At 63.8% G+C, this 14,412-nt stretch carries 10 protein-coding genes; 9 read left to right on the top strand and 1 reads right to left on the bottom strand.

Translation table 11 applies throughout. The features are described 5' to 3' along the window. Window positions 1-19: 19 nt before the first annotated feature. The 7 genes from scpB to truB all read left to right on the top strand — a co-directional run bounded on the left by scpB (window position 20) and on the right by truB (window position 9,446). Window positions 20-766 carry an SMC-Scp complex subunit ScpB gene (gene scpB, locus ACE3TQ_RS00090; protein WP_374579849.1) on the top strand — a complete coding sequence of 249 codons (747 nt, stop codon included), beginning with the start codon at window positions 20-22 and terminating at the stop codon, window positions 764-766. After that, on the top strand, window positions 753-2,696 hold the full coding sequence (rluB, locus tag ACE3TQ_RS00085; RefSeq protein WP_374579848.1) for a 23S rRNA pseudouridine(2605) synthase RluB: 1,944 nt from the start codon (window positions 753-755) through the stop codon (window positions 2,694-2,696). Before scpB ends, rluB begins: the two co-directional genes overlap by 14 nt. A gap of 265 nt (window positions 2,697-2,961) precedes the next feature. Beyond that, window positions 2,962-3,450: a ribosome maturation factor RimP gene (gene rimP, locus ACE3TQ_RS00080; protein ID WP_374579847.1), complete on the top strand. Its 489-nt coding sequence runs from the start codon at window positions 2,962-2,964 to the stop codon at window positions 3,448-3,450. After that, window positions 3,447-5,012: a transcription termination factor NusA gene (gene nusA / locus ACE3TQ_RS00075; RefSeq protein WP_374579846.1), complete on the top strand. Its 1,566-nt coding sequence runs from the start codon at window positions 3,447-3,449 to the stop codon at window positions 5,010-5,012. Before rimP ends, nusA begins: the two co-directional genes overlap by 4 nt. 49 nt (window positions 5,013-5,061) lie before the next feature. After that, complete coding sequence (infB, locus tag ACE3TQ_RS00070) at window positions 5,062-7,947, top strand: translation initiation factor IF-2 (protein ID WP_374579845.1); 2,886 nt, start codon at window positions 5,062-5,064, stop codon at window positions 7,945-7,947. A gap of 160 nt (window positions 7,948-8,107) precedes the next feature. Further along, window positions 8,108-8,506: a 30S ribosome-binding factor RbfA gene (gene rbfA / locus ACE3TQ_RS00065; protein ID WP_374579844.1), complete on the top strand. Its 399-nt coding sequence runs from the start codon at window positions 8,108-8,110 to the stop codon at window positions 8,504-8,506. Between the two features lie 7 nt (window positions 8,507-8,513). Next, window positions 8,514-9,446 carry a tRNA pseudouridine(55) synthase TruB gene (gene truB, locus ACE3TQ_RS00060; RefSeq protein WP_374579843.1) on the top strand — a complete coding sequence of 311 codons (933 nt, stop codon included), beginning with the start codon at window positions 8,514-8,516 and terminating at the stop codon, window positions 9,444-9,446. On the opposite strand, the gene ACE3TQ_RS00055 is transcribed toward truB, so the two are convergent. Beyond that, on the bottom strand, window positions 9,443-9,955 hold the full coding sequence (locus tag ACE3TQ_RS00055) for a DUF6622 family protein (RefSeq protein WP_374579842.1): 513 nt from the start codon (window positions 9,953-9,955) through the stop codon (window positions 9,443-9,445). The genes truB and ACE3TQ_RS00055 overlap by 4 nt on opposite strands. Window positions 9,956-10,271: 316 nt before the next feature. Between ACE3TQ_RS00055 and typA the strand changes: the two genes are divergently transcribed. Together typA and ACE3TQ_RS00045 are read left to right on the top strand one after the other, a co-directional pair. Further along, window positions 10,272-12,107 carry a translational GTPase TypA gene (gene typA, locus ACE3TQ_RS00050; protein WP_374579841.1) on the top strand — a complete coding sequence of 612 codons (1,836 nt, stop codon included), beginning with the start codon at window positions 10,272-10,274 and terminating at the stop codon, window positions 12,105-12,107. 96 nt (window positions 12,108-12,203) lie between these two features. Further along, window positions 12,204-14,348 (top strand): DUF3141 domain-containing protein, encoded by a 2,145-nt coding sequence (locus ACE3TQ_RS00045; RefSeq protein WP_374579840.1) that lies wholly within the window; start codon window positions 12,204-12,206, stop codon window positions 14,346-14,348. Window positions 14,349-14,412: the final 64 nt, after the last annotated feature.

Genomic DNA, 14,412 nt, shown 5'->3' with positions numbered 1-14,412 from the left:
GTTAACCAACTTGTAGAGTATGGATACTGTAGAGGCTAAGAAAGTCCTCGAAACTGCGCTGCTATGCGCTCGTGAACCCTTATCGATCCACAGCCTGAAAAAGCTGTACGTCGAAACCGACGACCTGGGCAATCCGCTCGGCGTCGGCGTCGGTGCCGATACGATCAAGGAATTGTTGGAAGAATTGCGCCAGGAATGGCAGGGGCGCGGGATCGAGGTGGTCAGCCTGTCGAGCGGCTGGCGCTTCCAGAGCCGGCCCGAAATGAAGCTCTACCTGGATCGCCTGAACCCGGAAAAGCCGCAGAAATACTCGCGGGCCACGCTGGAAACGCTGGCCATCATCGCCTATCGCCAGCCGGTGACGCGCGGCGATATCGAGGAAATCCGCGGCGTGGCGGTGAATTCGCAGACGATCAAGATGCTGGAAGACCGCGGCTGGGTCGATACCGTCGGCTACCGCGATGTGCTGGGGCGCCCGGCCCTGCTGGGTACCACCAAACAGTTCCTGGATGACCTGGGGCTGGAATCGTTGTCGCAATTGCCGCCGCTGCAGGAGATTAGCGATACGCAGAATGAAAATCCGCTGGAAGTACTGGAGGCCCGGTTGACGGAGAACTTCGAGAAGGCGGCGCAGGAAGCACAAGCAGCAGAAGCAGCACAAGAACAAGAGAAAGAGGCGACGCCGGACGTGGCGCCGTCGGTAACAGACGACCCGGCGCCCGAAAACGTCGAGCCCTTAGCAGAAACGAATAATGAACAACCCTGATAACACCCCAGAGACCGGCGTCCCAGCGGACGCTGCACCTGCCAAGCCTAAGCGCCGCACCAAGGCGCAGATCGAAGCCGACAAAGCTGCTGCGGAAGCGGCGGGCGAGGCGCCGAAGCCGAAGCGTCGTACCAAGGCCGCAGCCGCGGCCGAAGCCGTAGCCGGCGAGCAGCCGGCCGCCGCCGAGGCGGCGCCGGCCAAGAAACCGCGCGCCAAGAAGGTTGCCGCAGCCGACGCGGCGCCGGTGGAAGCGGCGCCGGCCGCGGTAGCCGCTGCGCCGGCTGCCGAAGCCGGCGGCGAATCCGCCGAAGGCAAGGAGCGCGGCCGCGCGCCGCGTGGCCCGCGCCAGATGCGCGAACAGCGCGCGCTGCGCCAGGCTGAAAAAGCTGCCGTTGCGGCGGCGGTGCTGGGGGCGGATGCCGCGCCGGCAGGCGAGGGCGCGGCCGAAGGCGGCAGCCCATGGCCGGCCGCTGTGCCGGCCGAGAAGCGCCACGACAAGCATGGCAAGCACAAAGGCAAGAAGGGCAAGCACGGCAAGCAGGCGCATGGCGAAGGCCAGGGCGCGCAGGCCGGCGAAGGCGGCGGCCAGGGCGCTGGCAAGGGCGGCCAGGGCCAGAAGCAGCGCGTGCCAGGCGCTTTCGGCTACAAGATGAAGGCCAAGGACAAGGCATCCGAAGCGGACGCCGTGTTCTCCTTCGTGACCTCGGACGCGTTTGACCGCGACGAAGGCGGTTCCGGCAAGCCGGCCAAAGTGCGCCGCGACCTGACCGCCGAGGACGATGCGCCGAAGCTGCACAAGGTGCTGGCGGAAGCGGGCATGGGTTCGCGCCGCGATATGGAAGAACTGATCATCGCCGGCCGCGTGTCGGTGAATGGCGAGCCGGCCCACATCGGCCAGCGCATCCTGCCGACCGATGCGGTGCGCATCAACGGCAAGCTGGTGCAGCGCAAGGTGTCGAAGAAGCCGCCGCGCGTGCTGGTCTACCACAAGCCGGCCGGCGAAATCGTGTCGCACGACGACCCGGATGGCCGTCCATCGGTATTCGACCGCCTGCCGGTCATGAAGACCGGCAAATGGCTGGCCGTTGGCCGCCTGGACTTCAATACCGAAGGCCTGCTGCTGTTCACCACTTCCGGCGACTTGGCGAACCGCCTGATGCACCCGCGTTACAACATCGACCGTGAATATGCCGTGCGTACCCTGGGCGAGCTGGAAGAGGGCATGCGCCAGAAGCTGCTGGCCGGCGTTGAGCTGGAAGACGGCATGGCGCAGTTCTCCAAGATCGCCGATGGCGGCGGCGAAGGCGTGAACAAGTGGTACCGCGTGGTGATCGGCGAGGGCCGCAACCGCGAGGTGCGCCGTATGTTCGAGGCGATCGGCCTGACCGTGTCGCGCCTGATCCGTACCCGCTACGGCGCGCTGACCCTGCCGAGCAACCTGAAGCGCGGCCGTTGGGAAGAGATGGAAGAGAATACCGTGCGCGACCTGCTGGCGGCGGTCGGCTTCAAGAAGGAAGCCGGTGCTGCGGCGGGTGGCGGCGAGAAGAAGGCGCAGGGCGGCCAGGGCCAGGGCAAGCGTGAGCGCGAGCGTGAGCCGAACGGCAACCGCATGGATGTGAGCAACAAGAACGCCGATCCGTTCCCGCAGGCGCCGCGCGGCGGCCGCAACCAGGGCCAGGGCGCGTTCTTTGGTGCGCCGCGTCATGGCGGCGGCTTCACCGGCTTCGGTGACCAGCAGCCGGGCGGCCGTGGTGGCGCTGGTGGCGGTGGCAAGGGCAAGGGGAAGGGCAAGGGCGGTCCGCGCCAGCCGGACCCGCTGATGACCACTTTCGGTTTTGCCGGCCATGGCCAGGGGCAGCAGCGCCGCGGCGGGCACCAGCCGCGCGGCGGGGCGTCCGACCATGGGATGCCGCGCCGGCGTAAGGGCTAAAACCCGGTGAACCAGGGTCAGACCCAAGGGTCTGACCCTTGGCTTCGGTCCTTTTTGCCGGGGTGCAGGTTGTTGGTTTTAAGCCCATTGCTATTGTTACACCAGCGTCCGATGTGGTATGTGGCATTGCAGCGAAATCAATAACACGCTATAATGAGCAGCCTAGTTAAAGTTGTCAGCAACTTTCATCTGGCTGCAGTAACGAAAGATGGGCAGTTGCCCATTTTTTTTTGGTTGAATCGTTTTAAGTATCTGGAGATTTTCTTTGCAACTGCCTGAATTGATTGAAAAAACCGTCGCTGGCCTCGGCTACGAGCTGGTTGATTTCGAGCGGGCCGAACGCGGTCTGCTGCGCGTCTATATCGATTTCACGGCGGAAGATGCAGAAGAAAAGGGCCCGATCACGGTTGAAGACTGCGCCACGGTGAGCCACCAGCTGTCGCACGTGCTGACGGTCGAGAACGTTCCTTATGAGCGCCTCGAAATTTCGTCGCCTGGCCTGGACCGTCCGCTGCGCAAGTTCAGCGACTTCGTCCGCTTTGCCGGCTGCGAAGCCATCGTCAAGCTGCGCATGGCCATTCCGGGGACTGCGAACCGCAAGTCCTACCAGGGCATCCTGACGGAGCCGGAGGGCGAGCAACTGGGTATTGAATTTGAAGGTAAAGAAGGTCCGGCGGTGCTGAATTTCACGCTCGCGGACATTGATAAGGCACGCTTGGTGCCGCAGGTGAATTTTGGGAGCCGCAAAGCATGAGTCGCGAAGTATTGTTATTGGTTGATGCGCTGGCGCGCGAAAAGAACGTCGACAAGGAAGTCGTGTTCGGCGCGCTCGAGTTCGCACTGGCGCAAGCCACGAAGAAGCGCTATGAAGGCGAAGTCGATATTCGCGTTTCGATCGACCGTGAAAGCGGCGAGTTCGAGTCCTTCCGTCGTTGGCACGTGGTGCCGGACGAAGCCGGCCTGCAGCTGCCTGACCAGGAAGTGCTGCTGTTCGAAGCAAAAGAACAGATCCCTGACATCGAAGTCGACGAGTACATCGAAGAGCCGATCGAATCGGTGGAATTCGGCCGCCGCTTCGCCCAGGACACCAAGCAAGTCGTGCTGCAGCGCGTACGCGATGCGGAACGCGAGCAGATCCTGCAAGACTTCCTGGAGCGCGGCGACGCGCTGGTCACCGGCACCATCAAGCGCATGGAGCGCGGCGATGCGATCGTCGAATCGGGCAAGATCGAAGCCCGCCTGCCGCGCGACCAGATGATCCCGAAAGAGAACCTGCGTATCGGCGACCGCGTACGCGCCTACATCCTGCGCGTCGACCGCAATATGCGCGGCCCGCAAGTGATCCTGTCGCGCACCGCACCGGAATTCATCATGAAGCTGTTCGAGCTGGAAGTGCCAGAGATCGAACAAGGCATGCTGGAGATTAAATCCGCAGCACGCGACGCCGGCGTGCGCGCCAAGATCGCGGTGCACACCAACGACAAGCGTATCGACCCGATCGGCACCTGCGTCGGCATGCGCGGCTCGCGCGTGCAGGCCGTGACCGGCGAACTGGGCGGCGAGCGCGTGGACATCGTGCTGTGGTCGGAAGACCCGGCGCAATTCGTGATCGGCGCGCTGGCCCCGGCCAACGTGACCTCGATCATGGTTGACGAAGACAAGCACGCGATGGACGTGGTGGTGGACGAAGAGAACCTGGCAATCGCGATCGGCCGCTCCGGCCAGAACGTGCGCCTGGCTTCCGAGCTGACCGGCTGGAAGATCAACATCATGACCGCGGAAGAATCGGCCGACAAGCTGGCCGCCGAAACCGCCGCAGTGCGCGCACTGTTCATGGAAAAACTGGATGTGGACCAGGAAGTGGCCGACATCCTGGTGGAAGAAGGCTTCAGCAGCCTGGAAGAAATCGCTTACGTGCCGATCTCCGAGATGCTGGACATCGAAGCGTTCGACGAAGACACCGTCAACGAGCTGCGTACCCGCGCCCGCGACGCCCTGGTGACCGAAGCGATCGCATCGGAAGAGGGCCTGGAAGGCATGGAAGAGTCGCTGGTTGGCCTGGAAGGCATGGACCGCGTTACCGCAGGCAAGCTGGGTCTCGCCGGCATCAAGACCCTGGCGGCATTCGCCGGTCTGGCCTACGACGAGTTCGGCGCCATCCTGGCCCTGTCGACCGACCGCGCACGTGAACTGATTTCGAATGAGTTTGAGAATGTGACCGACGATGAAATGAAGCTGGTCGACGGTAAGTACGATGATCGTGCCAAGGCGCTGCAAGCCAAGGCCTGGGCGTCGTCCGAAGCCGCCAAGGCCTAATCAAGAAGCAGCTTTAATTATCATCGAGACACATAGAAAAGAGGACTGAATGGCGAGTAACAACGTAGCCCAATTTGCCACCGAACTGAAGATGCCTGCAGATTTGCTGCTGTCGCAGCTGAAGTCTGCTGGCGTCGAAAAGAGTTCGGCGTCAGATCCATTGTCAAAGGATGATAAGGACAAGCTGCTGGAACACCTGCGCCGTACCCACGGCGCAGCTTCCGAGCCGGGCGAAAAGAAAAAGATCACCCTGACTCGCAAAGAGACCACGGAGATCAAGCAGGCTGACGCCTCCGGCAAGGCCCGCACCATCCAGGTCGAAGTGCGCAAGAAGCGCACCTTCGTCCAGCGCGACGACGTGGTGACCACCACCGCCGCCAAACCGGCCGCGCCGGTGATCGACGCCGCCGAGCAGGCGCGCCGTGAAGAAGAAGCGCGCCGCCAGGCCGAGCTGATCGCTCGCCAGGAAGCGGAGCTGAAAGAGAAGCAGGAACGCCTGGCCAAGCTGGACGAGGAAAAGGCTGCGCAAGCCAAAGCCGCGGAAGAGGAAGCCAAGCGCGTAGCGGAAGAGCAGGCCAAGAAAGCCGCCGCCGACAAGGCCGCCGCTGAGAAAGCCGCTGCCGCCGCAGCCGCCGGCGCCGCCCAGAAGGCCGCCGCCGAAGAAGAAGAGAAGAAGCGCCTGGCGGACGCCGAAGAATCGAAGCGCAAGCACGAGCAAGCCGCCAAGGAAGCCGCCGAGCGCGCCGAAGCGACCGAGCGCGCGCGCCGCGCCGTCGCCGACGAAGTGGCCCAGATCAAGGCCATGATGGCGCAGCCGCGCCGCGTGATGAAGGCGCCGGAACCGGCGCCTGCACCGGCCAAGCCGAAAGTGGCGGAAGGCACCCTGCACAAGCCAGCCGACAAGAAGCCAGCAGCTGCTCCAGCCGCTGGCGCCGCCGGCGACAAGAAAGACGACAAGAAGGGCGACAAGAAGTCCATCAAGTCGGCCAACGTGGCATCGACCTGGAACGACGACGCCAAGCGCCGTGGTGCGCCGGGCGGTGGCGCAGGCAAGGGCCGTGGTGGTGCCGGCGCCAACGCCGGTGGCCGTGACGGCTGGCGTGCGGGCGGCAAAGGTGGCCGCCGCGGTGGCCATCACGAAGAACGCGAATCGAACTTCCAGCAGCCGACCGAAGCGATCATCCATGACGTGCACGTGCCGGAAACCATCACCGTGGCCGAACTGGCGCACAAGATGGCCGTCAAGGCATCCGAAGTCATTAAACAGCTGATGAAGCTGGGCCAGATGTGCACCATCAACCAGGTGCTGGACCAGGAAACCGCGATGATCGTGGTGGAAGAGATGGGCCACAAAGCCTTCGCTGCCGCCGTCGACGATCCGGAAGCGATCCTGGCCGACCAGGGCGAGCATGCCGAGTACGAGGCAGTGCCGCGTGCGCCGGTGGTGACCGTGATGGGTCACGTCGACCACGGTAAAACCTCGCTGCTGGACTACATCCGCCGCGCCAAAGTGGCGTCGGGCGAAGCCGGCGGCATTACCCAGCACATTGGCGCGTACCACGTGGACACCCCGCGCGGCACCATTACCTTCCTGGATACCCCGGGCCACGAGGCGTTCACCGCCATGCGTGCCCGCGGTGCGAAGGCAACCGACATCGTCATCCTGGTGGTGGCAGCCGACGACGGCGTGATGCCACAGACCAAAGAAGCGATTTCGCACGCCAAAGCGGCAGGCGTACCGCTGGTGGTGGCGATCAACAAGATCGACAAACCGGGCGGCAACGTTGACCGCGTGACCCAGGAACTGGTGGCCGAGCAAGTGGTGCCGGAAGAATACGGCGGCGATTCGCCATTCGTACCGGTGTCGGCGAAAACCGGCCAGGGCATCGACGACCTGCTGGAGCAAGTGCTGCTGCAAGCCGAAGTGCTGGAACTGAAAGCCCCGGTCGACGCGCCTGCGCGCGGCCTGGTGGTGGAAGCCCGCCTGGACAAGGGCCGTGGTCCTGTGGCCACCATCCTGGTGCAGTCCGGTACCCTGAAGCGCGGCGACGTCGTGCTGGCCGGTTCCTCCTTCGGCCGCGTACGTGCGATGCTGGACGAAAACGGCAAGGCGATTGCCGAAGCCGGTCCTTCGATCCCAGTCGAGATCCAGGGCCTGACCGAAGTGCCGGCCGCCGGCGAAGAAGCCATGGTCATGGCCGACGAGCGTAAAGCCCGTGAGATCGGCCTGTTCCGTCAAGGTAAGTTCCGCGACGTGAAGCTGGCCAAGCAGCAGGCCGCCAAGCTGGAGAACATGTTCGACCAGATGGCCGAAGGCGAAGTGAAGAACCTGCCGCTGATCATCAAGACCGACGTGCAAGGTTCGCAGGAAGCGCTGGTTGGCTCGCTGCAGAAGCTGTCGACCTCCGAAGTGCGCGTACAGATCGTGCACGCAGCGGTGGGCGGCATCTCGGAATCGGACGTCAACCTGGCGACCGCTTCCAAGGCAGTCATCATCGGCTTCAACGCCCGTGCCGATGCACAGGCGCGCAAGCTGGCCGAGACCAACGGCGTCGACATCCGCTACTACAACATCATTTACGATGCGATCGAAGAGGTCAAAGCAGCGATGTCGGGCATGCTGGCGCCGGAGAAGCGCGAGCACGTCACCGGCCAGGTCGAGATCCGCCAGGTCATCCACGTCTCCAAGGTCGGCGCGATTGCGGGCTGCCTGGTTACCGACGGTGTGGTCAAGCGTTCGTCCTCCGTCCGCCTGCTGCGCAACAACATCGTGGTGTGGACCGGCGAGATCGACTCGCTCAAGCGCTTCAAGGACGACGCGAAAGAAGTGCGCGCCGGCCTGGAGTGCGGCCTGAACCTGAAAGGCTACAACGACATCGAAGTGGGCGACCAGCTCGAAGTCTTCGAAGTGCAGGAAGTCGCCCGTACCCTGTAACAGCAGGACGGCGCGAAACACGGCGGGTGGCACCGCCCCGCGAAAGCGGGGCAGGGCACCCGCCTTTTAGTTTTATGAAAACCGGGAAAGCGGCGGGAACTGGCCCTAGGTCCAGCTCCGTCCCCCACTGCAGGCTTGCCGGTTTTAAAAAGGAAGCAAAATGGCCAAACACAGCAAATCCATCCCGCAGCGCGGCGTCCGCGTAGCGGATCAAATCCAGAAAGACCTGTCCGAGCTGATCGCCTTCGAACTGAAGGACCCGCGCGTCGGCATGATCACCCTGTCCGAAGTACAGCTGACCCCCGACTACGCCCACGCCAAGGTATTCTTCACCACCCTGAAGGACGACCCAGAATCGATCAAGAACGTGCTGGCCGGCCTGAGCGCCGCCGCCGGCTACCTGCGCAACCAGCTGGGCAAGCGCCTGCACATCCACACGCTGCCGCAGCTGCACTTCGTGCACGACATGTCCGCCTCGCGCGGCATGGCGATGTCGGCCCTGATCGACAAGGCCAACGCCACCCGCGCCGCCGACTTCGACGAAAACAACGAAGAATAAGCACCGAATGACCGAAGTCCGTGTAAAACGCGTGCGCGACGCCGTGGACGGCGTGCTGCTGCTCGACAAGCCGGTCGGCCTGTCCAGCAACGACGCCCTGATCAAAGCCAAGCGCTTCATGAACGCGAAGAAGGCCGGCCACACCGGCACGCTCGACCCCTTCGCCACCGGCCTGCTGCCGCTGTGCTTCGGCGAAGCGACCAAGTTCTCGCAAGACCTGCTGGAAGCCGACAAGACCTACCTCGCCACCGTGCACCTGGGCCAGCGCACCGACACCGGCGACACCGAAGGCCAGGTACTGGAAACGCGCGACGTCAGCTGCACCCAGGCTGATATTGAAGCCGTGCTGGCCCGCTTCCGCGGCCCGATCAAGCAAGTGCCACCGATGTACTCCGCGCTCAAGCGCGACGGCAAACCGCTGTACGAATACGCCCGCGAAGGCGTGGTGCTCGAACGCGAAGCGCGCGACGTGACGATCCATAAGCTGGAGCTGGTGTCGTACGAAGCGCCATTCCTGAAGATCGAAGTCACCTGCAGCAAAGGCACGTACATCCGCGTGCTGGGTGAAGATATCGGCGCCGCGCTCGGCTGCGGCGCCCACCTGAACGCCCTGCGCCGCACGCAAGTGGGCGCGCTCACGACCGACAAAATGGTCACGCTGGAAGACCTGGCCGCCCACGCCGCCCCGCGCGAGCTGCTGGCGCCGGTGGACGCACTGCTGTCGTCCTTCCCGCGCATCGTGCTGAACGCCGAGCTGGCCAAGCGCTTCCTGCACGGCCAGCGCCTGCCGCTGGGCAAAGAGCCATCGATCGCCGTACCGACCCCATATGAAGGGCGCGTGCGCATCTACGACGAAGCCGGCCGCCTGCTTGGCACCGGCATTTTTGGCGAATATGCGATCCTGGCGCCGGAGCGCCTGATCGCCAGCGCCCAGGCTTAAGCCGCCACCCGCGCTGCGCCAACTGGTGCAGCGCGCAGCGCCGCCGCCACGCGCAGCGGACGTCCCAGGAAAGCGCCGGCCAGCGCGCCGAACGCCGCGCAGGCCGGCAGGGCGAAAGCCAGGTTGCCGCGCAGGGCAGGCTGCATCGCCAGCGCCACCGCAAACGCATACTTCGCCGCGAAGATCGCCAGCATCAGCAACAGCGGCGCCCAGCTGCCGCGCAGCAAAACCGTACCCGCCGCCCGGTCCAGCGCAACCGCGCCAGCGCCGCGCCACGCCACTGCCGCACCGGCAGCCAGTCCCGCCATCCACGCCGCACCAGGCAGCGACGCCAGGCCGAAGCCGGCAGCGATGCTGTGTACACCCAGTCCCAGCATCACCGCAGGCATGACAAAGACCGCACGCGCCGCCATTGCACGATCGCGGCTGGCCGCCACACCCCGATAGACCAGCAGGCCCAGGATGGCCCAAACATAGGTTGGCGTATGGCTGATGATTTGCTGCAGCATTTTGATCCCCGCAAAGAAAGTTTCGATCCCCACACTTTGCCCATCGTCCGGCAAGCGAGCCAGCGCTTTGCGACGAAACCGCTTCAGCGCGGCGCGAAATTCGGGGTCAGGTCTGACAATCGGACAGCCGAACCATTTCTTTGATCTTTCTCAATACGGGAATTTCGTGGTTTTGCCGTATTGAGATAGATCAAAGAGTATGTCGGCGTGTCCGATTGTCAGACCTGACCCCGAATCTGGTTGGTTGCGGCGCAACATGCTATACTAGTGGGTTCAGTGCTTCCGCACGTGCAGAATTCCTGTCAATACATACATCATGTCTAATACTAAACGCGCAATTCGCAACATCGCCATCATCGCCCACGTTGACCATGGCAAGACCACCCTCGTGGACCAACTGCTGCGCCAGTCCGGTACCTTCCGTGAAAACCAGCAGGTCGATACCCGCGTCATGGACTCCAATGACCTGGAGAAAGAACGCGGCATTACCATTCTGTCGAAGAACTGCGCCGTTGAGTACGAAGGCACCCACATCAACATCGTCGATACCCCTGGCCACGCTGACTTCGGCGGCGAGGTGGAGCGCGTGCTGTCGATGGTTGACTCGGTCCTGCTGCTGGTGGACGCGCAAGAAGGCCCAATGCCACAGACCCGTTTCGTGACCCGCAAGGCGCTGGCCCTGGGCCTGAAGCCGATCGTGGTGCTGAACAAAATCGACCGTCCGGGCGCGCGCGCTGACTGGGCGATCAACCAGACCTTCGAACTGTTCGACAAACTGGGCGCGAACGATGAGCAGCTGGACTTCCCGATCATCTACGCATCGGGCCTGAACGGCTACGCCGGCGAAACCGAAGACGTGCGCTCCGGCGACATGAAGCCGCTGTTCGAAGCGATCCTGAAGTACGTGCCGGTGCGCGACGACAATCCGGACGGTCCGCTGCAGATGCAAATCACCTCGCTGGACTACTCGTCCTACGTGGGCAAGATCGGTATCGGCCGCATCAACCGTGGCCGCGCGAAAGCCGGCCAGGATGTGGTGGTGATCGATGGTCCGGAAGGCACCCCGGTCAAGGGCCGCATCAACCAGGTGCTGAACTTCAAGGGCCTGGACCGCGTGCTGGTGGATGAAGCCGTCGCCGGCGACATCGTGCTGATCAACGGTATCGAAGAAATCGGCATCGGTTCCACCGTGTGCGCGGTCGATACCCCTGATCCGCTGCCAATGCTGACCGTGGATGAGCCGACCCTGACCATGAACTTCATGGTCAACACTTCGCCGCTGGCTGGCCGCGAAGGCAAATTCGTGACCTCGCGCCAGCTGCGCGACCGTCTGGAAAAAGAACTGAAATCCAACGTGGCGCTGCGCGTTGCCCCGACCGACGACGACACCGTGTTCGAAGTGTCCGGCCGTGGTGAACTGCACCTGACCATCCTGATCGAAAACATGCGTCGCGAGGGCTTTGAAATGGCCGTGTCGCGTCCACGCGTGGTGTTCAAGATGGTGGATGGCGTGCGTCACGAGCCATACGAAATGCTGTCGGTTGACGTGGAAGAAGCCAACCAGGGCGGTGTGATGGAAGAACTGGGCCGTCGTCGTGGCGACCTGCAGAACATGGAATCAGACGGCAAGGGCCGTGTGCGCCTGGAGTACCGTATTCCTGCGCGTGGCCTGATCGGCTTCCAGGGCGAGTTCATGACCCTGACCCGTGGTACCGGCCTGATGTCGCACGTGTTCGACGCCTACGCTCCGGTGGACACCACCAAGGGTGAACTGGCCGGCCGTCGCAACGGCGTGATGATCTCGCAGGAAGACGGCCAGGCTGTGGCCTACGCGCTGTGGAAGCTGCAGGACCGCGGCCGTATGTTCTCGGTCCACAACGACCCTGTGTACGAAGGCATGATCATCGGTATCCACTCGCGCGACAACGACCTGGTGGTGAACCCGACCAAGGGCAAGCAGCTGACCAACGTGCGTGCTTCCGGCACCGACGAAGCAGTGCGCCTGGTACCGCCAGTCCAGCTGTCGCTGGAATACGCGGTGGAATTCATTGAAGACGACGAACTGGTGGAAGTGACTCCTAAGTCGATCCGCCTGCGTAAGCGCTTCCTGAAAGAGCACGAGCGTAAGCGCGCTTCCAAAGAAAACGCATAATCGGGGCAACCCGCACAAAACCCGCCCCCCGGCGGGTTTTTTTATTTGGGCGTGGTAATCTGTACGTCCTAGCCGGAACCGACAAGGAGAACCAGCATGGCCGAACACACCAACCTGGCCACCCAGGCCCTGGAATACTGGACCGACGCGTGGCAGCGCTCGATCCTGTTCATGGACGTGCTGTACCGGCGCGGCACCGAGCGCAATGCGCGCGAGCGGGAAACCGCGCCGCACGTGCTCAACTTCGAGTTCGAGACCGTGATCGATGGCCGCACCCTGCCGCGGCCCGTGAATTATTCGCTGATGCGCATCATCCCGCCGCCCGGCATGGAGATCGACGAGAGCAAGCGCCCCTTCATCGTGGTCGACCCGCGCGCCGGACACGGCCCCGGCATCGGCGGCATGAAGCAGGACAGCGAAATCGGCGTCGTGCTCAAGGCCGGCAATCCCTGCTACTTCATTGGCTTCCTGCCTGCGCCGGTGCCGGGCCAGACCATCGAAGACGTGTGCCACGCCGAAGCCCAGTTCATCGAGCAGGTGGCCTACCTGCATTCCGAGGCGGAAGGCAAGCCGGCCCTGATCGGCAATTGCCAGGCCGGCTGGCAGATCATGATGACGGCCGCCCTGCATCCCGAGCTGACCGGCCCCCTGGTGCTGGCCGGCGCGCCGCTCTCGTACTGGGCCGGGGTGCGCGGCAAGAACCCGCTGCGCTACCTGGGCGGCCTGACGGGCGGCACCTGGATGACGTCCCTGGCCGGCGACCTGGGTAACGGCAAGTTCGACGGCGCCCACCTGGTCAGCAACTTCGAGAACATGAATCCTTCCAATACCTATTGGAAGAAGGGCTACCACGTGTATGCCAACGTGGATACCGAGGAGAAGCGCTTCCTCGAGTTCGAGCGCTGGTGGGGTAACCCGGTGCTGCTGAATGCCGAGGAAATCCAGTTCATCACCGACAACCTGTTCGTCGGCAATCGCTTGAGCAACGGCACCATCCACGACTCCGACGGCCGCCGCATCGACTTGCGCAATATCCGCTCGCCGGTAGTGGTGTTCTGCTCCTGGGGCGACGACATCACCCCGCCGCAGCAGGCGCTGGGCTGGCTGCTCGACCTGTACGAGAACGACGCCGCCATGGTGGCGGGCGGGCAGACCGTGGTGTACACCCTGCATGAATCGATCGGGCACCTGGGCATCTTCGTCTCCGCCTCGGTCGCCAACAAGGAGCATGACGAATTCACCCGCACCATGGATTTGATCGACGTGCTGCCGCCCGGCCTGTATGAAGCGGTCTTCATCGACAAGGGCGGGGAGGGCGTGCACAGCCCCGAGCTGGCGGAGGGCAATTACGTGGTGCGCTTCGAGCGGCGCGACCTGAACGAGCTGCGCGCGCTGGGCGGCAACGACGACGAGGACGAGCGCCGCTTCGCCACCGTGGCGCGGCTGTCGGAAATCAACCAGGGCCTGTACCGCACCTTCGTCAGCCCCTTTGTGCGCGCCGTGACCAATGAGCAGACGGCGGAATGGATGCGGCGCCTGCACCCTTACCGCATGCGCTACGAGCTGTTCTCCGACATGAACCCCTTCCTGAACGGGATCGGCGCCATGGCGGAGCAGGTGAGGGCGCAGCGCAAGCCGGTCTCGCCGGACAACCCCTTCCTCAAGATGCAGGAGGCTGCCTCGCAGCAGATCGTCGCGGCGCTGGACCGCTACCAGGTGCTGCGCGACCAGGGCGTGGAGCAGTTCTTCCTCTCCACTTACGGCCAGCCGCTGCTGCAAACGCTGGTCGGGCTGCGCGCCGACTCCGCCAACATCCGGCGCCGCATCGGACGCGATATCGCGCGCGAATCGGTGGTTGCCGCGCGCCGCACGGAAGCCGCCAAGCGCCTGGCCAGCGGCGGCGAACGCGAAGCGGTGATGCGCGCCATCCTCTACATCGCCCGCAGCCCCGAGCTGCGCGCCGCCGACGAACGCGCCTTCGCCACCTTGCGCGAACTGCGCATGCGGCTGCCGGCCAAGGAGCGCATGTCGCTGAGCCGCTTCAAGGAAGTGGTGCAGGAGCAGAACATGATCCTCCAGCTGGATGAAGAGCGCGCCATGGCCGCCCTGCCCAAGCTGCTGGCCGACGCCGATCGCAGGCGTGCGCTGGAAGGTGTGCGCCAGATCATGACCGCCTCCGGCAAGCTGGAAGGCGAAGCCGCCCGCCGCCTCGCCCGTGTCGAAGAGCTGTTCAACGCCTAGCCCTTGAAATGTCCACCCTGGGGTCAGGAAGAAAAGTGGACATTCCTTGAGGAATGTCCACTTT

It is taken from the genome of Pseudoduganella sp. (genome assembly GCF_041914865.1).
GTDB lineage: Bacteria > Pseudomonadota > Gammaproteobacteria > Burkholderiales > Burkholderiaceae_D > Rugamonas.
Note: the sequence above shows the minus strand (reverse complement) of the source record. Positions and strands in the feature narration are given on the sequence as shown.